This window comes from Xanthomonas sp. 3307 (assembly GCF_014199735.1).
GTDB lineage: Bacteria > Pseudomonadota > Gammaproteobacteria > Xanthomonadales > Xanthomonadaceae > Xanthomonas_A > Xanthomonas_A rydalmerensis.
In genome coordinates this window covers 364,063-384,801 of sequence record NZ_JACHOG010000004.1, presented here as the reverse complement: position 1 = coordinate 384,801, position 20,739 = coordinate 364,063, and the positions used below count along the sequence as shown (strand labels likewise).

Below are 20,739 nucleotides of genomic sequence, written 5' to 3'. Positions count from 1 at the left end.
GCGCTGGCCCTATGCGCCGCCGCTACGCTGGCCAGCGTTGGCCATGCCGCCGACACCCAGCCGTGGCAAGACACCTCGGCCAGCTTCGAGACCCGGGCGGCGGCGCTGGTCGCACAGATGACCCTGGAGGAGAAAGCGGCGCAGATGCAGAACGCCGCGCCGGCGATCGAACGCCTGGGCGTGCCGGCCTACGACTGGTGGAACGAAGCGCTGCACGGCGTGGCGCGGGCAGGCCAGGCCACCGTGTTTCCGCAGGCCATCGGGCTGGCCGCCACCTTCGACGTGCCGTTGATGGGGCAGGTGGCCACCACCATCAGCGACGAGGCACGCGCCAAGCACCACCAGTTCCTCCGCGAGGGCGCGCACGGCCGCTACCAGGGGCTGACCTTCTGGTCGCCGAACATCAACATCTTCCGCGACCCGCGCTGGGGCCGCGGCCAGGAGACCTACGGCGAGGATCCCTACCTCACCGCGCGCATGGGCGTGGCCTTCGTGCGGGGATTGCAGGGCGACGATCCCGTGTACCGCAAGCTCGACGCCACCGCCAAGCATTTCGCCGTGCACAGCGGTCCGGAGGCCGACCGTCATCACTTCGACGCCCGCCCCAGCAAGCGCGACCTGTACGACACGTACCTGCCGGCGTTCGAGGCGCTGGTGAAGGAAGGCCAGGTGGATGCAGTGATGGGCGCCTACAACCGGGTGTACGGCGAGTCCGCCAGCGCCAGCCAATTCCTGTTGCGCGACGTGCTGCGCCGCGACTGGGGCTTCACCGGCTACGTGGTCTCGGACTGCTGGGCCATCGTCGATATCTGGAAGCATCACCACCTCGCGCCCAGCCGCGAGGCGGCCGCGGCGCTGGCGGTCAAGAACGGCACCGAACTGGAGTGCGGCCAGGAATACGCCACGCTGCCGGCGGCGGTGCGCCAGGGGCTGATCGACGAAGCGGAGATCGACGATGCGGTGACGCGCCTGTTCGCCGCGCGGATGCGCCTGGGCATGTTCGACCCGCCCGAGCGCGTGCGCTGGGCACGGATTCCCGCCTCGGTGAACCAGGCGCCCGCGCACGATGCGCTGGCCTTGCAGGCCGCACAGGAATCGCTGGTGCTGCTGAAGAACGATGGCGTGCTGCCGCTGTCGCGCAAGCTCAAGCGCATCGCCGTGGTCGGCCCGACCGCCGACGACACCATGGCCCTGCTCGGCAACTACTTCGGCACGCCGGCGGCGCCGGTGACCATCCTGCAGGGCATCCGCGACGCGGCGAAGGGCATCGAGGTGCGCTATGCCCGCGGTGTGGATCTGGTCGAAGGACGCGACGATCCGGGCGCCACGCCGCTGATCGAGGCGGCATACCTGCGGCCGTCGGCCGATTCCCCGGAACGCGGCCTGCGCGGCGAGTACTTCCGCACGCCCGATCTGGCGGGGACGCCGGCGCTGGTCCGTACCGACGCCCAGATCGGCTTCCGTTGGGACCGCGGCTCGCCGACCGACAACCTGCTGGCCCGCGGCGAAGCGGGGCCGGGGCAGGGCATTCCCAACGATCATTTCAGCATCCGCTGGAGCGGCCAATTGCTGCCGCCGGTCTCGGGCCGCTACCGGATCGAGGCGGCCGCCGACGACGGCTTCCGTCTCTATGTCGACGGCAAGCTGGTGCTGGACCACTGGACCGACAGCGACCGCATGCGCGCCGACGGCGTGGACCTGGACCTGCAGGCGGGCCGCGCCTATGCGGTGAAGCTGGAGTACTACGACGCCGAGCGCGACGCCGGCGTGCGGCTGGGCTGGCGCATGCCCGGTGCGAAGCCGCCGTTCGACGAGGCGCTCGATGCCGCCCGCAACGCGGACGTGGTGGTGTTCGTCGGCGGGTTGACCGGCGACGTCGAGGGCGAAGAGATGAAGGTCGACTATCCTGGCTTCGCTGGCGGCGACCGCACCGACCTGCGCTTGCCCGCGCCGCAGCGCGCCCTGCTGGAAGCGCTGCACGCCACCGGCAAGCCGGTGGTGATGGTGCTGACCGGCGGCTCGGCACTGGCAGTGGAGTGGGCGCAGGCGCATCTGTCGGCGATCCTGATGAGCTGGTATCCCGGGCAGCGCGGCGGCACCGCGGTGGGCCAGGCGCTGTTCGGCGAGGTCAATCCCGCCGGCCGCTTGCCGGTGACGTTCTACCGGGCAGATCAGGCGCTGCCGGCGTTCGACGACTACGCGATGGAGGGCCGCACCTACCGCTACTTCCGCGGTACCCCGCTGTATCCGTTCGGCCACGGCCTGTCGTACACGCGGTTCGACTACGGCAAGCTGCGCCTGGATGCGCCGCGCATCGCCGACGACGGACGCCTCAAGGTGCAGGTGGAGGTGGCAAACACCGGCAAGCGCGCCGGCGACGAAGTCGCGCAACTGTACGTGCGGCGGCTGGCGGCCGCGCCCGGCGACGCGCAGCAGGCGCTGAGCGGCTTCCAGCGCGTTCGCCTGGCCCCGGGCGAGCGGCGGACCCTGACGTTCGAACTGGATGCGCAACAGGCGCTGCGCCAGTACGACGACGCCCGCGGCCGCTATGTTGTGCCGCCCGGAAGCTACGAAGTGCGCATCGGCGGCTCCAGCGCCGATGCCCGCGTGCGTGGGCGCTTTACCGTGGAGGCGCGCCGTGACTGAGCCGCGCAGTGCGGAGACCGCCGTGCACGTGCTGTCGGTGCGGGAGAAGCTGGGCTACAGCCTGGGCGACCTGGCGGCGAACCTGATCTTCCAGACGCTGATCACCTACCTGGCCTTCTTCTACACCGATGTGTATCGATTGCCGGCCGCCACGGCGGCGACGATCATCTTCGTGATCGGCCTGCTCGGCGCGTTCGTGTTCACGCCGCTGATCGGCATCGCCGCCGACCGCACGGCCACCCGCTGGGGCAAGTTCCGGCCCTGGATCCTGTGGACGGCGATCCCGTTTGGCGTGCTGTCGCTGCTCGCCTTCAGTACCCCGGACCTGGGCGCGCGCGGCAAGGTGATGTATGCCCTGACCACCTACGGCCTGCTGATGCTGGTGTACGCGGCCAACAACCTGCCGTACTCCGCGCTCAGCGGGGTGCTGACCGGGAACATGGCCCAGCGCAACAGCCTGTCGGCCTACCGCTTCGTGGCGGTGATGATCGCGCAGTTCATCATCCAGGTGCTGCTGTTGCCGCTGGTGCTGATCCTGGGCGACGGCGACAACGTGCGAGGCTTCGAGCGGCTGATGACGGTGTTCGCAGTGGTGGGCACGCTGTTCTTCCTGATCACCTTCGCCACCACCCGCGAGCGCATCGTCCCGGCGAAGGAACAGAGCGCAGGCGTGCTGCAGGACCTGTCCGACCTGCTGCACAACCGGCCATGGAAGGTGATGCTGGCACTGACGGTGCTGGTCTTCGTCAACCTGGCGCTGAAGGGCGGCACCTACATCTACTATTTCCAGTACTACCTGAGCGAGGCCGCCCTGGCGGGCTTTCTCGACGCCTCCGGCTTCAATGGCTTCATCGGCGGCGTGAACGCGCTGCTCAGCGGATGGGGATTGTCCGGCTTCACCTGGCCGCAGGACGCGGCGACCTCGGCGTTCAGCCTGTTCAATGCCTGCGGCATCCTGTGCATGATCCTGGGCATCGGGTTCTCCCGGCGCCTGGCCGACCGCTTCGGCAAGCGCGATGCCTTCGGCGGCGCGTTGCTGGCCTCTACCGTGTTCCTGCTGGCGTTCTACGTGTTTCCGCCCACCGCGGTCGGCGTGGCCTTCGGCGCCTTCATGCTGCACGGCTTCTGCTACGGCATCACCATCCCCTTGCTGTGGGCGATGATCGCCGATGTCGCCGACTACTCGGAATGGAAGAACCATCGCCGCGCCACCGCGATCATCTTCTCGGCGATGCTGTGCGGGCTGAAGATCGGCCTCAGCATCGGCGGCGCGCTGGTCGCCGGCATCCTCGCGCACCACGGCTACCAGGCGGGCGCCGAACAACAGCCGCAGGCCGTGGTGGACGGCATTCGCCTGACCGTGAGCATTTACTGCGCCATCCCGTTCCTGGTCGCGGTGGCGCTGTTGTTCTTCTACCGGATCGACAAGCGCATGGAACTGCGCATCGAGCACGACCTGCAGCTGCGGCGGCAGGGGAGCGATCTCGACCACCTCGCGGCGCACGCCATCGCGCAACCGCTGGTGACCCACATCTACACCGCGGATCCGTCGGCCCACGTGTTCGAGGGACGCCTGTACATCTATCCATCGCACGACATCGACAGCGGCGCACCGTTCGACGACGAGGGCGGTCACTTCGGCATGGAGGACTACCACGTGCTGCGCATGGACTCGCCCGAAGGCACGGCCACCGACTGCGGCGTGGCCCTGCATGTGCGCGACGTGCCGTGGGCCAGCCGGCAGATGTGGGCGCCGGACGCGGCCACGCGCGATGGCCGTTATTACCTCTATTTCCCTGCCAAGGACGCGCAGGGCCTGTTCCGCATCGGCGTGGCGGTGGCCGACCGTCCGGAAGGCCCGTTCGCCGCCGAGCCCGAGCCGATCGCGGGCACCTACTCGATCGACCCGGCCGTGTTCGAGGACGACGACGGCGCGCACTACCTCTGCTTCGGCGGCATCTGGGGCGGTCAGCTGCAGAAGTACCGCGACGACCGCTTTGAGGCGGCGCATGCCGAACCCGAGGACGATGCGCCGGCACTGGGCCCGCGCATCGCCCGGCTGGACCCGGGCATGACCCGGCTGGCGGAACGCACGCGGGAAATCGTGATCCTCGACGAGCACGGGCAACCGCTGCGCGCCGACGACCACGCGCGCCGCTTCTTCGAGGGACTGTGGCTGCACAACGACCAGGGCCGGTACTACCTGTCGTACTCTACCGGCAACACGCACCTGCTGTGCTACGCCATCGGCGACAGCCCGTACGGCCCGTTCACCTATCGCGGCGTGCTGCTGAAGCCGGTGGTGGGCTGGACCACGCACCACTCCATCTGCGCCTTCCAGGGGCGCTGGTATTTGTTCTACCACGACGCCCTGTTGTCCGGCGGCGTGACCCACCTGCGCTCGGTCAAGTGCACGCCGCTGCACGTCGAGCCGGACGGGAGCATTCGGACTGTCGATCCCTATGGGGGCTGAGATGCCGATGTCCAGCGACGCTGCACGGGCACGGGCCGTGCCAAGGCAGTCGCCCTTTCCGTTGTAGGAGCGGCTTCAGCCGCGACAGGCCTGCCCGGGAACGCCTGTCGCGGCTGAAGCCGCTCCTACGAGTGCGTTGTCGTGGCTGGAGGTCTGCTCCAATCGCGGAAGGAAACGGGAAAATCCGATCTCGTATCCGTCACCGCAACACAGGCGCCGATCACCCCGCACCGCGCACGACTTGGCATCAACGCAACGTCTGCGGCAACAACTCCAACCCCTGGATCTCGCGAATTCCCAGCCCCGGCGCCTCGCCGATGCGGATCTGCGCCTCGTCGAACTGCACCCCGCCGACCACCGGATCGAAGGCCCCCAGCGACGGCCCGTCCAGGTCCACCTTGGTGATGACGTCCGCGCGCGCCACCGCCAGGTGCGCTGCCGCCGCCACGCCGACGCTTGATTCGAGCATGCAGCCGATCATGCACGGCACCCCGTACACCGCGGCGATGTCGGCGATGCGCAGCGCGTTGGACAGGCCGCCGGCCTTGATCAGCTTGATGTTGACGATGTCCGCCGCGCGCCGCTGCAGCAGCGCGATCGCCTGCGCCGGCGAGAACACGCTTTCGTCGGCCATCACCGGGGTCTGCACCCGCTCGGTCACGTACTGCAGGCCGTCGATGTCGCCGGCCTTGACCGGCTGTTCCAGCAATTCCAGCGTCACTCCGGCGCGTTCCAGCGCGTGCATCGCCTGCACCGCCTGCTTCGGCGTCCAGCCCTGGTTGGCGTCCAGCCGCAGCTGCGCGCGCTCGCCGACCGCGGCATGGATCGCCTTGACCCGCGCGATGTCCTCGGCGAGATCGGTGCCGATCTTGATCTTCAGCGCCACGAAGCCGCGCGCCAGCGCCGACAGCGCGTCGGCCACCATCGTGTCCACGGCATTCACGCTGATGGTGAGGTCGGTGGTCAGCTGCGGCGTGCCGCCGCCGAGCAAGCGGTAAAGCGGTGCGCCATGCTGCTGCGCCCACAGGTCGTGCACGGCGATCTCCATCGCTGCCTTGGCGCTGCTGTTGTGTTCCAGCGCGCCCTGGATCAGGCCGCGCAGGCGCTGCAGGTCGGCGATGTCCTCGCCGATCAGCCGCGGCGCCAGACAGCGTTCGATCGCCGCGATGATCGAATCGTGCGTGTCGCCGGTGATCGGCGGGGTGGCCGGGGCGCTGCCGTGGCCGATCCGGCCGTCGTCGGTGTGGACCATGACCACCACGTCCTCGATCGCCTGCACGGTGCGCAGCGCGGTCTTGAACGGGGTCTTCAGCGGCACGCGCAGCATGCCCAGGCGGATCTCGGTGATCTTCATTCGGTCGTGGGCGCGCGCAGGCGCTGGATGCGGGTGATGCGGTCGATGAAGGGCGTGCCGTCGCCGAGCAGCAGCGGCTCCAGCGGCGTCACCGACACGCCGTTGAGGCGTACGCGCTGCACCTGCCCGGCGGCGTCGCGGTAGCTGGCGCCGGCCACGTCGTGGATCACCCAGGTCTGGCCGTCTTCGTGGCCGATCACCAGCATCACGTGGCCGGGGATGTAGACCAGGTCGCCCACCCGTAGTTGCGCCAGCGCCTGCTGCCGCTGCGGCAGCGGGTCGGTCGCGACGTAGGGCACCGAAGCCAGGCTGGGACTGCGCGCCTGGTCGCCGGTGTTGCGCGGCAGGTCGATACCCAGGCTGCGGTGGAGGTCGACGACGAAGCCACTGCAGTCGCGTGCGTCGTAACTGTTGCCCCAACCGTAGCGTTCGCCGAGGAACTTGAAGGCCTGCTGCAGCAGCGACTGCGGCGTGGCGGGCAGCGGTGCCTCGGCGACGTCGGCACTGCGCGGTATCAGCGCGGGTACCAGTTGCAGCCGTCCATCGCGGTCGCGCAGCGGCAGCTGCACCACGTAGGCGGCCAGCGGCGACTGGCCGTTGACCACCTGTTGCGGCGGCCAGTCGCGCAGCAGCGGCAGGGAACTGCCCATGTCCAGCGCCACCTGCGAGGCCGCCGGTTGTTCCGGGGTGAACACGGTGGACGCGCGTGCGCCGGTGACCAGCAGCCGCGGCGTGCGCTGCGCGTACGCCAGCACACTGGCGCGGTCGCTCTCGGCGACGCGGTCGCGGGCGATCCAGGCGGCGTAGTTGTGCGCCAGCACGAACAGCCATTGCCCATCGGTGCTGGCGTGCAGGATCGCCACCGCGCTGCCCGGATACAGCGCCGATTCCTGGAAGCGGTCGATGTCGCGATCGTCGCGGTCGCTGAACACGCGCTCGGCGGTCGGGAAGCGCCGCAGGTCGGCACGTTGCACCACCAGCGCGTAGCGCGGCTGCACCTGCGCCGGCAGCGCATCCAGCGCCAGCGCGCGCTGCAGCGCCTGCAGGCGCGCGGCGTCGAGCACAGCGCCTTGGGTGTCGTAGAGCGTGCGTGTCGGCGGTGCCGACAGCGCCAGGATCTGCGCACGGACCTGCGCGGCGGACAGTTGCGCCGGCAGTGCGGCCAGATCGTGCATCGACGGATCGTCGCGCAGCAGCCGGGCATTGAACGCGGCGCGCTGCGCCGCCTGCAACAACGGTGGCGACGCCGCCGGCAGCCGTGCGATCCAATGTTCGGCCTGCAACTGCGCCGGCCGGGCCTGCAGCGGCATGGCGTCGCTGGCGCGTGCCGTGGCGAAGGCGCCGCTCGCCGCCGCGGCGAGCAACAGGCACAGGCCGCGCATCGTGATCATGGGATCCCACTGTCTGGAAAGAAGGCCGGCGCGTCCCGCGCCCACGCCAGGATCTTCGATTCCCGGTTTTTTCCTGTCAAGGCGCTGCGTTGACAGGTTTTGCGAGCGCGTGTTACATCCGAATGCACAGGGGGCGCGTGGCGGTGGCGCTGGGGAACGTGCAAGCACCGCACGGCAGCGCCGCGTCCGCTCGGCAACATGCAGGAACCCGCAACACGATGGCTGCGTGGCGTGCACGCGTCATCGCCGTGTGCGTGGACGCCAGGGACAGGCGCTCGGCCGTGGCCGCGCCCGCGGCGTTCGCGCCATTCATCCGCGCCATGCAGGAGAGCCGCGTGCCCATGCGAATCGTTCGTCGTCCTTTTCCCTTGCGTCCCGTGCGCGTGGCGCTGGCCGCGCTGACGACGCTGGCCGCGGCCGTGTCGGCGGCGGCAGCGGCGCAGGAACAGGCGGCGACGCCGCGCGATCTCGATGCGGTACTGGTCACCGGCTCGCGCATCGCCCGCGCGCAGGTGGAGGGCCCGGCGCCGGTCACCGTCATCACCGCCGAGGACATCCGCAAGCAGGGCTTCGGCACGGTGTGGGAATCGCTGGGCACGCTGACCCAGTTCAGCGGCAGCACCTTCAACGAAAGCGACCAGACCGGTAGCTCGCCCAACGGCCAGTACCTCAACCTGCGCGGGCTGGGGCCGGGCTACCAGCTGATCCTGCTCAACGGCAAGCGCATGGCCGATTATCCGCAGCCCTACGGCGCCAACGGCACCGCGGTCAGCCTGGGCAGCATCCCGGCGGCGGCGGTGGAGCGCATCGAGGTGATGAGCGGCGGCGCCTCGGCCATCTACGGCTCCGACGCGGTCGCCGGCGTGGTCAACATCATCACCAAGCGCGATTTCCAGGGCGACAGCCTGCGCGTGCGCGCCGGCACCACCACCCGTGGCGGCGGCGATAGCGGGCAACTGCAGTGGACCGGCGGGCGCCGCGGCGACGGCTGGAGTTTCACCTACGCCTTCGAGCGGCTGGATCGCGAACCCATCGTCGCCCGCCAGCGCGGCTTCATGGATTCCTACGACGACCATCCGGCCAACAAGGCCGATCCCAGCTCGCCCAATGTGTCCATCTCCGGCGTCTACCTGCGCCGCGGCAACACCTATCTGTGGCCGCAGGCGGGCACGCTGTTGACCTCGCCACAGGCGCTGGCGGCGGCCTGCACCGCGACCAATCCGGCGTTCCGTCCGTACCGCACCAGCGACAGCCTGCCCGCGGCCAACCGCTGCGGCGCGTTCGACTACTACGCCGGGCGCTCGGTGCAGAACGGCTACGGCAAGACCTCGGCCTACCTGGCCGGCGATGCCGAGCTCGGCCAGGACGTCGTCGCCTACGCGCAACTGCTGGCCAATCGCTCGCAGGACAAGAGTTCCAGCCAGACCCACTACTACATCGGCGAGGGTGCGTTCACCACCTACGACCCGGACCTGGGGCTGGTCACCGCGCAGCGCATCTTCCTGCCGGACGAGGTCGGCGGCATCAAGACCATCGACTACGACGAGCGCAGCTGGAACCTCAACGCCGGCGTGCGCGGCAAGGCCTTCGACGGACGTTTCGACTGGGATGCCAGCGTGTCGCTGTCGCGCTACGACATCACCACCCGGCGCCCGCGCTTCCTCACCAACGCGGTGCGCAACTATTACCTCGGGCCGCTGCTGGGCTATCGCCCGGACGGCACCGAGATTCGCCGCGTGCGCCCGGACCGGCTGTTCGCGCCCGGCAGCCCCGACTTGTACCAGCAGCTCACCACCGAGGTGGTCAGCCGCGGCGAATCGGCCACCGACCAGGCCCAGTTCGTGGTCAGCGGCGACCTGTTCGCGGTGCCGGCGGGCATGGTGCAGATCGCCGCCGTGCTGGAGGCGGCACGGCAGACCTACGACCTGCAGCCCGATCCGCGCACCACCGTCGACTACACCGGCAGCGAGCGCATCTACAACCTCACCCAGACCCCCGGCGGCGGCCCGCGCAAGCGCTACGCCGCCGGCCTGGAACTGCGCGTGCCGATCGCCAGCCGGCTCAGCGCCACCCTGGCCGCGCGCTACGACGCCTACGACGACATCACCGCGGTCGATGGCGCGGCCACCTGGCAGGCCGGCCTGGAGTGGCGTCCGTTCGACACCCTGCTGCTGCGCGGCAGCCACGCCACCAGCTTCCGCGCGCCGGACCTGCTGTGGATCTACGCCGGCACCAGCGCCAACAACCCCACCGTGGTCGACGAATACCTGTGCCGCCGCGACGGCCTGGATCCGTTGTCGGCGGCCTGCGCGAGCGCGCACGAGTACCAGACCTTCTCCACCCAGGCGTCCAATCCGTCGCTGCGCGAGGAGACCGGCAAGTCGACCACGCTCGGCGCGGTGTGGGACGTGCTGCCGGCGCTGTCGCTGAGCCTGGATTACTACCGCATCGAACTCCAGGGCCGGGTCGAGGCCATTTCCAGCGAAACCCTGCTGGAGAACAACGCCAACTGCCTGCTCGGCCGCGACCGCGCCGGCGCCGCGGTGGACACCGCCTCGGCGGCCTGCCGGTTCTACCTGGATGCGGTCACGCGCAGCCCCGGCACCGACCTGACCAGCGAAGGCCAGATCACCGCCTTCAAGACCTTCCCCATCAACCAGTCGCTGATGCGCACCGACGGCATCGACGCCAGCCTGCGCTACGACCTGGACCTCGGCGCCTGGGGCACGCTCGGCCTGCAGGCCGGCCTGACCCGGGTGCTGCGGATGGAGGTGGCGCAGTTCGCCGGCGCGCGCCCGGTGGACGTGATGAACGACGTCGACTACCTGGCGTTCCGCACGCGCAGCAACTGGCGTGCGAACTGGAGCCGCGGCGACTGGTCGGCCAGCGTGTACGGCTACCGCTACGGCTCGCGGCCCGACTACGCCGAGCGCGGCCGAGTGGCGCCGTATCTGGTGTGGAACGTCGACCTCGCCAAGCAGATCACCGACAAGGCGACCGTCGGCCTGAGCGTGCTCAACCTGTTCGACGCGCTGCACCCGCGCGACGACACCTACACCACCTGGCCGTACTTCCCGCGGGTGTACAGCGCGATCGGGCGGCAGTGGTACGTCAACTTCAACTACCGCTTCTGAGCGCGCGCGTGGCCGTCGATGCGCGCTTGCACGCCGCCGCCGCGCCGATTGCGTACGCTTGTGCGTCCCCGACCAGGAAGTGTCCATGACCCGCGTTCCCGTGCCGTCCCTGTCCGCCGTGCGCCGGCTGCTGTTGCTGGTCACGCTCGCGTTGCTCGGGGCCTGCGCGCACGCGCCGCAGCGCAACCCGCTGGCCACCTGGGTGCCGTCGCCGAACTACGACGCGCGCCGGCCGATCCTGATCGTCATCCACTACACCGACCAGCACTCGGTGCAGCAGAGCCTGGACACGCTGCGCTCGCACAACAGCAAGGGCAAGGTCAGCGCGCACTACCTGATCGGCCGCGACGGCACGCGCTACCAACTGGTCGCCGACCTGGACCGCGCCTGGCATGGCGGCGCCGGGCGCTGGGGCAGCATCACCGACATCAATTCCGCGTCCATCGGCATCGAACTCGACAACGACGGCAAGACCCCGTTCGCGCCGCAACAGATCGACAGCCTACTGGTCCTGCTGCAGGACCTGTGCACGCGCTTGCGCATCCCGCGCAGCCAGGTGGTCGGGCACGAAGACTTCGCGCCCTCGCGCAAGGTCGACCCGGGCCCGCTGTTCCCGTGGAAGCAATTGGCCGAGTCCGGCTTCGGCCGCTGGCCGGCCGCCGACACGCCGCCGGCGCCGCCCGGCTTCGATCCGTGGCAGGCGCTGGCGCTGATCGGCTATCCGGTCGACGACCGCGCCGCCACCCTGCGCGCCTTCCATCACCACTACCGCGGCAACGACGCCACCGCCTTCGACGACGAAGACCTGCGCATCCTGTACGCGCTGACCCAGCCGCTGCTGGCGCGGCCGCAGCCGGTCCCGGCGATGGAACCGGACGCGTCCTGAGCCAGCGCGGTGTGGCGCCAGCGTCGGTCGCGGCGGCGGACACGCCTGTCACCTGGCGCCGCCGCGGTTCTTGGTAGCATCGCGCGCCAACGGACTCCAAAGGACGCAGTGCGATGAGGCGAGGAACCACGGCCCTGTGGGCGGCAACCTTCCTGCTGTTGGGCGGGTGCAAGGACAAGGCCGCCGATGCGCCGGCCGCGGCGCAGACCCCGGCCACCGCGAGCGCGCCCGCAACCGCAGCGCCTGCCGAGGCGAGCGCCGCGGCACAGCCGGCCGCCGCCGAGGTGCCGGCGCCGGGTCGGGTACTGGCCGACATCTACGGCGCCAAGGGCGACGGCTCGGCCTCCTACGCCATCGACAACGGCGCGGTGGCCAGCTTCTGGTACGGCTACCGCTTCGACCTCGGCGGCAAGCAGTACTACACCGGTTTCGCCGATGCCACCGGCGGCAAGTACGACAAGCCCGGGAGCCAGGCCGGCGACCAGGACCTGCCCGACCCGGCGGCCACCGTCAGCATCGGCCAGGCCACCTACGTGCGCGACAGCGCCGGCGGCAAGCCGACCTGGACCCTGTTCCACGCGCAGCGCTGGGCCGGCGATTTCGGGTCCGACGGCAAGGCCGACACCCTGGACGAACAGCGCAAGCCGCAGAGCACCGCCACCCAGGACGGCCACCTGCTGCTGGCGCTGCCGACCACCCGCTTCGCCGACGGCATCACCAGTGCCGGCTTCGCGATCTTCACCTTCGACCCGAACAAGAACGACCTGGGCGACTACAAGGGCTGGGTCTACCTGGGCACGGTCGCCGCCGGCGAGGACAACAGCGCCGCCTGCGACGACCAGGGCACCATGAAGTGCGCCACCAGCACCGGCACGCTGAGCTTCGTGCCGCCGGCCAGCGGCAGCGTGCCGTCGCTGCGGGTGGCCCTGCAGGGCACGGTGGTGGAGGGGCCTGGCAAGGTCCGCACGCTGGGCCCGGCCGATGCCGTCACCTACACCTACGACCCCGCCAAGCAACAGTACACCCCGCCGCTGGACCGCTGAACGGGCGGCGCGGGGAGGTGACGCTGCGCGCAAGGCAGCGGTGGTTTCGGGCGTAGGACCTGGTTTAAGATGCGCCCCACGGGGCCTGATGATCAGGCGAGTCATTCGCGAGCGGCATGGGATGCTGCACTCGCCCGAAATGCCGGCGTGGATTGCCGGCGTGCGGTTCGCCATGCGCGACCGCCATCATTGCCCCTGCTCGGGGCCGGCGTGTTACGTCACCTTGTTCCGTCCGAAACCGCGCCTGCGGGGAGTGTTCGCGCTCCGCATCAGGCGTCGCGTCCGCGTCGTGCCTCGCCCATGCCTGGGCGGAAGCGGCGGCGGTGCGCGTCGGAACGCGCAGGTGGGTTCTTCCGGCTTCTTCACCGAATACAGGATGTTCTGGACATGTCGAACGACAACAAGCGCGCCGCTCCCGAAATGCCACCCGATGCGGGCAGCGTGCTGTACCTGATCTACGGCTGGGACGGCGATGGTGCCGTGTCCTACGAGATCGACAACGGCGCCGTGGTGAATTTCTGGGGCGGCCGGCATTTCGAACTGGACGGCAAGCGGTACTACACCGGTTTCAGTTATGCCACGCCGGGCCAGTACGGCATCGACGATGCGGAAACCTTCCCGAACCCGGGCGAGGGCGTTTCGCTCGGCGCCGCCACCTTCCAGCTGACCACCCCGGGCGGCGAGCGGCCGTGGATGGTGCTGCATGCGCAGCGCTACGTCGGCAGCTTCGGCGCCTATGCGCGTGCCGATGCGTTCGATACCACGCGCACCCCGCAGCAGCATGCGCTCGGCGATGGCCGCTTGCTGCTGGCCGTGCCCACCACCCGCTTCGGCAACGGCATCACCGAGGCCGGCTTCGCGTTGTTCGTGTTCGATCCGAACCGGCACGACCTCGGCGATTACCGCAGCTGGGTCTATTGCGGCACGGTGGCGGCCGGCGAGGACAACGAGGCGGTCAGCGACCCGGATGGCGTGGTGCCGCACGTGTCCAGCACCGGCACCCTGGAATTCCAGGCGGTGCCCGGCCAGCGCATGCCGGCGCTGCGGGTGGCGCTGCACGGCACCGCGATCGCCGGTCCCGGCCGCGCGCGCCTGCTCGATGGCAGCGACGTGCTGCGGTACGCCTATGACCCCGATAGCGGCCAATACCAGCCGGCGCCCGACGCATGACCCGACGGCGCGCGGCGGCGCGCCGATGGACGCAGCACCCGATGTTCCGCAGTACGCAATCGTTCTGTTGACCGCGCACTAACAAGCTCATGGACGAGCTCGGTTGACCCAGGCGGCCGCGATGGCCGTACCTCAACCTCAAGGAGTTACACGAGATGGCACGCGATACCACCAAGGCAGAGAATCTCGACATCATCGAGCGGGAAGCCAGGCAGCGGCAGATTCCGGTCGACGATTTCATGCGCTTCGCCTACATCGAAACCGGCGGCCGCTTCGACGAGCAGGCCAGTCGCGGTCCCAACAGCGCCAAGGGCCTGTTCCAGTTCACGCCCGGCGCCGCCAGCGCCTATGGCATCCGTGGCCGCGAACTCGACGCGGTGGCCAACACCGATGCCGCCGCGCGCATGTACCAGGACAACCGCAACAGCCTGACCCGCCAGCACGAGCGCGACGGCCGCGCCTACCTGTCCGGCAAGCCGCAGCCCGATGGCCTGGACATGTACATGGCGCACCAGCAGGGCGCCGGTGGCTACCGCTCGATCCAGGCCGCGATCGCCACCGGCCACTTCGAGCTCAAGGGCACCCGCGCCAACATCCTCAACAACGTGCCCGGCGAGAAGGACGCGCAGGGCGCGCGCCAGTTCCAGGCCTACACCGGCACCTCGCTGGCCGACTTCAAGAAGCTGTCCGACCAGGATATGGCCAAGGCTTTCGTGAAGTACTGGGACGCCAAGTACGACCACATCGCGATTCCGGAAAAGGGCATCAAGCCGATCGCCGAGGGCCAGGCTGCGCCGGCGCCCGCGCGCACGCCGGCAGCGGACGGCGGCAAGCAGGGCGGCCACGACGGCATCGCGCTGACCGCCGCCTACGATCTGGGCGTCAAGCACGACGACGTGCAGTACGCGATCAACGTCAAGAGCAGCAGGTACTACCACCCCGGCGTGGACGGCAAGCATCTGTCGCAGGGCTACATCGACTGTTCCGGCTGGGTGACCGAGCTGCAGAACGCGACGATGAACGAGATCAACCGCAAGGCCGGCCGCGACGTGTTCACCCAGAAGGACATGCTGGTGCAGGGCATGTCCGGCTCCGGCGAGATCGTCAAGAAGGCCTTCGACAGCTCCGGCGTGCTGCTGCAGGGCAAGGACGTGTTCAAGCCCGGCGCGCTGAAGGAAGGCATGGTCATCGGCGTGGATTCGGGCAAGACCGCGCACGAGCACTGGAAGGGCATCGACCACATCATGATGGTCGTGCGCGATCCCAAGAGCGGCGAGCTGCTGGTCAGCCAGTCCACCGGCAGCAAGGGCGTCAACACCATGCCGCTGGACGACTACCTGGCCACGCACCACAACGCCAAGCTGTTCGCCTCCGATCCGCTGGTCAAGGGCCGCGACCTGCTGCAGGACCGCCAGCAGACCCAGGCACAGACGCAGGGCACGCAGGAGCCGCGCACGGCGCTGAAGCCGGGCGAGCAGGGCGCCGACGTCAAGGCGATGCAGCAACGCCTGATCGAACTGGGCGTCAAGGACGACCAGGGCAAACTGCTCAGCGGCACCGGCTACTACGGCGAGCGCACCCAGCAAGTGGTCGCCAACCTGCAGCGCGAGAAGGGCCTGGCGCCCACCGGCATCGCCGACAAGGCGACCCTGGAGGCGATCGCCAGGCAGCCCGCGCCGGCCAAGGCCGATGCGGCGGCACTGGCCGACAACCCGCTGTACAAGCAGGCCATGGAGCACCTGCAGAAGCAGGGGCCCAACGGCGGCTTCAAGAGCGCCGAAGAGATGCAGCGCGTCGCCGGCCAGGTCGCGTTCGAGGCTAAGGTGAGCGGCATGCAGCGCATCGACGACCTGGTGCTCAGCGGCGACCGCCGCGGCCTGATCGCCGTGCAGCGCAATCCCGACAATCCGCACGACGTCAATCGCGCCTACGTGGACAAGCAACAGGCCGCGTCGGTGCCGCTGGAGCGCAGCCAGCAGCAACTGGCCGCCGAAACCCAGCGGCAAGCGCAGGAACAGCCGCAGCAGCCGGATCCACAGCACGAGAAGACCCAGGCGCCGCGCTGACCGGTGTGTGCGGCAACGGCCGCCGTCGCGCACGTTGCGGCGGTGGTCGTGCATGGCGATGGCGGCGGCCACTGCCGTACATGCGCCGACGCGACATTGCCCAACGCCAGCCCAACGCGATCACCCACCATCGCGGCGTGCGATGGACAGCGTGCGCAATGATCGCTTAGAACCTCGCCTTTCCGCTCGCGCTAACGACAAGGACGCAATCCGACCATGGCCATCGCCAAGGCTTTCCAACGCTCTTCCCTGCTGCTGCTGTGCGTGGCCACTGCCGCCTGCAGTGCGCCGTCCTCCACGCCCAGCCAGGCGCAGGCACCGGCCGCTCCGGCTGCGGACGCCGCTACCGCGGCATCCCCTGCTGCCCCCCACGATGCCGGCACCCAGGCCGATGTGGGCACGGCCACGCCGGCCGCATCCGCTGCGGCGCCCAACCCTTCCACCGCTTCAGGAGATTCCCCCGTGTTGCGACCGTCCTACGACACCTGCATCACCGCCGCCGGCGGCGCCACCCCGGCGATGCTGCAGTGCATTTCCGACGAACATGCCTACCAGGACCAGCGCCTCAACACCGCCTACAAGGCGGCGATGGCCAAGCTCGGCGAGACCGAGCAGCACGCGCTGCGCGAGCGGCAGCGCAAGTGGATCGCCGAGCGCGACGAGAAGTGCGTCGCCGATCCGGACGGTGGCCAGGCCGAGCGTGTGGATGCGGCCGAGTGCCGCTTGGAAATGACCGCGCGCCGCGCCGACGAACTCGAAGCGCACTGATTCACCCCTGTATTGAACCCCGACGCGCGGCGTTTTCCACGCCGCGCGTCCAGCCAAGGAGATAGCGATGAGCGACAAGGATTGGGAACTGGGCCAGACTTCCAAGCATTACGAGACCGGCGGCCGCGGCGCGTCGACCGTGTCCTCCGGCGTCGACGACCCCGGCGGCGTGTCCTACGGCTCGTACCAGATGACCTCGCAGACGACGACCCGTGAGGGCAAGGTCATCAACGGCGGCACCGTCGCCGCCTTCGTCAAGGACAGCAAGTACAGCGACGACTTCGCCGGCCTCAAGCCGGGTTCGGACGCGTTCAGCGCCAAGTGGAAGGACCTGGCCAAGACCGACCCCGGCTTCGGCCAGGAACAGCACGACTACATCAAGCGCACCCACTTCGACAAACTGGTCGACCGGCTCAAGGACAAGGGCATGGACCTGTCCGACCGCGGCCCCGCGGTGCAGGACGCGATGTGGAGCACCGCGGTCCAGTACGGCCCCGGCAGCGACAAGAAGCCGGGCGGCTCCGGCGTGTTCCTGCGTGCGATGGAAGAAAAGTTCGGCAAGCAGGCCGACCTGTCGAAGATTTCCGACAAGGAGATCGTCAGCGCGGTGCAGGACTACAAGGCCGAGCACGTCAAGGAGCTGTTCCCGCGCGTGCACAAGCAGAAGACCCTGGATTCGCTGGAGAACCGCGCCGAGAACGAGAAGGCCGACCTGCTCAAGCTGGCCGACCTCGGCAAGACCGTCGCCAAGCCTGGCGAGCAGCGCGACGGGCACGCGGCGCCGAAGCCGCACGACGGCCAGCGCGAGCCGGCCGCGCATGGCGGCGTGCTCGCGCGCAATGCGCAGGGCGAGGCGGTGAAGGGCCTGCAGGAAAAGCTGGCCACGCTCGGCTACCTGGAGGCCAAGGATGCGATCGGCACCTACGGCCCCAAGACCGAAGCGGCGGTGGAGAAGTTCCAGCAGGACCAGCACCTGAAGGGCGTGGACGGCAAGGCCGGCCCGGAGACGCTGGCCGCGATCGACCGCAGCGTGCAGCGGCAGCAGGGCGTGGAGCAGTTGCGGCGCGACAGCCCGCTGTTCGACCAGGCGGTCGCGCAGCTGGAAAAGCAGGGCCCCAACGGTGGCTACGGCGACCGCGAGTCCATGCAGCGTGCGGCCGGGCAGTTGGCGTTCGAGGCCAAGGTCAGCGGCATGTCGCGCATCGACGACCTGGTCGCCAGTACCGATGGCCGCGGCATGATCGCGGTGCAGCGCAACCCGGAGAACGCGCACGACGTGCATCGCGCCTATGTCGATCGCCAGCAGGCGGCGACCGTGCCGCTGGAGCAGAGCCAGCAGCAACTGGCCGCCGAGACCCAGCGCCAGGCCCAGGAGCGGCAGGTGCAGGACCAGCAGCGCACCCAGGCCCAGGCGCAGGCGCCCGGACGCTGACGCGCGCTGTGCAGGGCGGTCATCGGCATGCGCCGGTGGCCGCCGTGCATCGCGTGGTTCGCGGAACGTGCATCGAAGGCTGCGTGTTGTGGCAGGACAGCGGCGACGGCCATGGCCTATGCTGCGCACATGCCGCATGACCGCCGCTCCCGCCACCGCTGTGCCTCGCGCCCCTGGCGCCGGCATGGCGCACTGCGCGCGGTAGGCCTGGCGCTCGCCCTCGTCGTCGCGCCCGTCGCGCTCGCCGCGGAACCGACCACCTCGCCGGCGACCACGCCGGCACAGGCAGGACTGGTGGACGTGCATGCGCTGGCGCCGGACATCGCGATGGACATTCGCTATGCCGGCCACGACAACTTCACTGGCCGCCCGGTGCCGGGTTACGACGCGCCCAAGTGCTATCTGCTGGCACCGGTTGCGAAGGCCTTGGCGCAGGTGCAACACGACCTGCAGGCCAAGGGCTACCGCCTGCAGGTGTTCGACTGCTATCGGCCGCAGCGATCGGTGCGCGCCTTCGTCGCCTGGGCGCGCGATCCGCAGGATCAGGTCGCCAAGGCGCGCTACTACCCCAAGCTGGAAAAAAGCGTGTTGCTGGGCGACTACATCGCCGAGCACTCCGGCCACAGCCGCGGCGCCACCGTCGACCTGGGCTTGCTGGACTGCCGCCAGGGCGCTTGCCGCGCGCTGGACATGGGCACCGGCTTCGATTTCTTCGACCCCAGCGCACACACCGACACGCCGGCCATCGACGCCACCCAGCGCGCGCACCGTCAGCAACTGTTGAAGGCGATGGCCGCACGCGGCTTCGTCAACTATCCGATGGAATGGTGGCACTACACCTTCCAGCCCGAGCCCAGCCCCGGCGTCGCCTTCGACGTGCCGGTGCGCTAGCGGCACGCCACCCTCGCCACGGACCCCCCCATGACCGGCACGCACCAGTTCGTCGACCTGCAATGCCCTTACTGCGGCGAATGGATCGATGTCGCGCTGGATCCGTCGGTGGACGTGCAGCAGTACGTCGAGGACTGCCAGGTGTGCTGCAAGCCGATGCTGATGACGGTGCGCTGGGACGAGGACGGTGCGCCAGTGGTGAGCGCGATCGCCGAAAACGCCAGTTGATCTGCGCGCCGGCTTGGCGCATCGCACGCCGGGGCGCGACACGCTCTAGACTTGCGTCCCTGCCGACCAAGGAATCCCGATGAACCTGCCGCTGCATTTCGGCCTGCTGGGCTCGCTGGAAGCCGGGCTGATCGCATTGGCGGTCGGCTTCCTGGTGTATGCGCTGTGGCAGTGGCTGGGCCGGCGGCTGGGCTGGTCCGAGGGCCAGCAACTGGGCGGCGCCTGCCTGATCGCGGTGGCGGTGTCGGCCGGCATCGACTGCTGGAACCTGTTCTACACCAGCATCGTGCGCCTGGAGTCGCCTCTGTACGCGCGCATCGCCCTGTCCACCATCCACGATCCGGACGAACTGGGCTCGCGCGTGGTGCTGGAAGTGGCCGGCGCGCTGTCCGGCGTGGCCCTGGCGTGGATCGTATTCAGGGCGCGTTCAAGCGAAAACGTCGGCGACGGCGGTCACGAAACACGCTGAAACAGACGTTTTCTTTCTGCAATCCAAACGTCTCGAATGGACGCCTTACCACGCGCTCACCAATCCCTAACTAGTGCGGTAGCGCGCTGCGTCGGCGCCGTGGTTAACGATCCGTTTTGCGGCAATTTTCGACAGGGAATGGATTCAGTCTGAGACGGGCACGGTAGCGCCGTGTTCCGGAATCGACCGGACATGTCACACCGAGAGAGCCAAGGAGAATCCACCCATGAACATTCGCACCCGCACCCCGCTGATCGGTACCGCCGCCATTCTCGCCGCCGCACTGGCCCTGCCGGCGTTCGCCCAGGACGCGCAGGCCGATGCCGCCGCGCAGGCGCAGACGCAGTCGTCGACCAGCGCCACCGGCCAGAGTGGGCAGGCCGGCGCGGCCTCGGGCGGCGGCCAGACCTGGGCCGACGTCGACGCCGACAAGGACGGCGCCATCAGCAAGCAGGAGGCGCAGGTCAACGCCGGCCTCAGCCAGATCTTCGCGCAGGCCGACGCCGACCATGACGGCAAGCTGACGCCGGACGAGTACAAGGCCTACGTCGCCAAGCAGCAGGGCGGCGCGGCGACCGGCAGCGACAGCAACGGCGGCCAGTAACGGGAGCGGTACCGGCATTGGCGGTTGCGTGGCGATGAGGACGCAACCGCCTCGCCGGGACCGAACCTCTGGTGCATCACCCGAGCGTCGTTGCAGCCAGACGCTCCATCACGACGGCGGCCCATGGCCGCCGTCGTGCGTTGTGCGGTGGAGCAGCGTGTCGGCTGCGGTCGGGACGCGCTGT

General features: G+C 69.4%; 15 protein-coding genes and 1 pseudogene. 14 read left to right on the top strand and 2 right to left on the bottom strand.

Annotated features, from left to right (window positions below; translation table 11 throughout):
* Positions 1-3: 3 nt before the first annotated feature.
* From GGR64_RS12920 to GGR64_RS20885, 3 genes and pseudogenes are all read left to right on the top strand, one after another.
* Positions 4-2,646 (top strand): glycoside hydrolase family 3 protein, encoded by a 2,643-nt coding sequence (locus GGR64_RS12920; protein WP_184646377.1) that lies wholly within the window; start codon positions 4-6, stop codon positions 2,644-2,646.
* Positions 2,647-2,668: 22 nt separating this feature from the next.
* Positions 2,669-4,129 (top strand): annotated as a pseudogene (locus GGR64_RS20890) (MFS transporter); the annotation flags it as partial.
* On the top strand, positions 4,103-5,119 hold the full coding sequence (locus GGR64_RS20885; protein ID WP_326520333.1) for a glycoside hydrolase family 43 protein: 1,017 nt from the start codon (positions 4,103-4,105) through the stop codon (positions 5,117-5,119). The pseudogene GGR64_RS20890 and the gene GGR64_RS20885, both read left to right, overlap by 27 nt.
* A gap of 247 nt (positions 5,120-5,366) precedes the next feature.
* Here GGR64_RS20885 and GGR64_RS12910 read toward each other — a convergent pair whose 3' ends face one another.
* Together GGR64_RS12910 and GGR64_RS12905 are read right to left on the bottom strand one after the other, a co-directional pair.
* On the bottom strand, positions 5,367-6,473 hold the full coding sequence (locus GGR64_RS12910) for a dipeptide epimerase (RefSeq protein WP_184646303.1): 1,107 nt from the start codon (positions 6,471-6,473) through the stop codon (positions 5,367-5,369).
* On the bottom strand, positions 6,470-7,864 hold the full coding sequence (locus tag GGR64_RS12905) for an SH3 domain-containing protein (RefSeq protein ID WP_184646301.1): 1,395 nt from the start codon (positions 7,862-7,864) through the stop codon (positions 6,470-6,472). The genes GGR64_RS12910 and GGR64_RS12905 overlap by 4 nt, the downstream gene beginning before the upstream one ends.
* A 341-nt stretch (positions 7,865-8,205) precedes the next feature.
* Between GGR64_RS12905 and GGR64_RS12900 the strand changes: the two genes are divergently transcribed.
* The 11 genes from GGR64_RS12900 to GGR64_RS12850 all read left to right on the top strand — a co-directional run bounded on the left by GGR64_RS12900 (position 8,206) and on the right by GGR64_RS12850 (position 20,555).
* Positions 8,206-10,998: a TonB-dependent receptor gene (locus GGR64_RS12900; RefSeq protein WP_184646299.1), complete on the top strand. Its 2,793-nt coding sequence runs from the start codon at positions 8,206-8,208 to the stop codon at positions 10,996-10,998.
* An 85-nt stretch (positions 10,999-11,083) separates the two neighbouring features.
* Positions 11,084-11,884: an N-acetylmuramoyl-L-alanine amidase gene (locus GGR64_RS12895; protein WP_184646297.1), complete on the top strand. Its 801-nt coding sequence runs from the start codon at positions 11,084-11,086 to the stop codon at positions 11,882-11,884.
* A gap of 113 nt (positions 11,885-11,997) precedes the next feature.
* A complete protein-coding gene (locus GGR64_RS12890; protein ID WP_184646295.1) occupies positions 11,998-12,927 on the top strand; it encodes a hypothetical protein in 930 nt (309 codons plus the stop codon).
* 387 nt (positions 12,928-13,314) lie between these two features.
* The gene (locus tag GGR64_RS12885) at positions 13,315-14,097 is read left to right on the top strand and encodes a hypothetical protein (protein WP_184447375.1); all 783 of its coding nucleotides are present in this window, start codon (positions 13,315-13,317) and stop codon (positions 14,095-14,097) included.
* 155 nt (positions 14,098-14,252) lie between these two features.
* The gene (locus GGR64_RS12880; protein ID WP_184646293.1) at positions 14,253-16,163 is read left to right on the top strand and encodes an XVIPCD domain-containing protein; all 1,911 of its coding nucleotides are present in this window, start codon (positions 14,253-14,255) and stop codon (positions 16,161-16,163) included.
* 216 nt (positions 16,164-16,379) lie between these two features.
* On the top strand, positions 16,380-16,931 hold the full coding sequence (locus tag GGR64_RS20880; protein ID WP_255421571.1) for a lysozyme inhibitor LprI family protein: 552 nt from the start codon (positions 16,380-16,382) through the stop codon (positions 16,929-16,931).
* A 67-nt stretch (positions 16,932-16,998) separates the two neighbouring features.
* Positions 16,999-18,363, top strand: a complete 1,365-nt coding sequence (locus GGR64_RS12870; RefSeq protein WP_184646291.1) for an XVIPCD domain-containing protein — start codon at positions 16,999-17,001, stop codon at positions 18,361-18,363.
* A 111-nt stretch (positions 18,364-18,474) separates the two neighbouring features.
* Complete coding sequence (locus GGR64_RS12865; RefSeq protein ID WP_260303009.1) at positions 18,475-19,254, top strand: M15 family metallopeptidase; 780 nt, start codon at positions 18,475-18,477, stop codon at positions 19,252-19,254.
* A gap of 30 nt (positions 19,255-19,284) precedes the next feature.
* A complete protein-coding gene (locus GGR64_RS12860) occupies positions 19,285-19,482 on the top strand; it encodes a CPXCG motif-containing cysteine-rich protein (RefSeq protein ID WP_010340161.1) in 198 nt (65 codons plus the stop codon).
* A gap of 79 nt (positions 19,483-19,561) precedes the next feature.
* Positions 19,562-19,951, top strand: a complete 390-nt coding sequence (locus GGR64_RS12855; protein ID WP_184646289.1) for a hypothetical protein — start codon at positions 19,562-19,564, stop codon at positions 19,949-19,951.
* Positions 19,952-20,177: 226 nt separating this feature from the next.
* The gene (locus tag GGR64_RS12850; RefSeq protein WP_160970970.1) at positions 20,178-20,555 is read left to right on the top strand and encodes an EF-hand domain-containing protein; all 378 of its coding nucleotides are present in this window, start codon (positions 20,178-20,180) and stop codon (positions 20,553-20,555) included.
* The last annotated feature ends 184 nt before the right edge of the window (positions 20,556-20,739 follow it).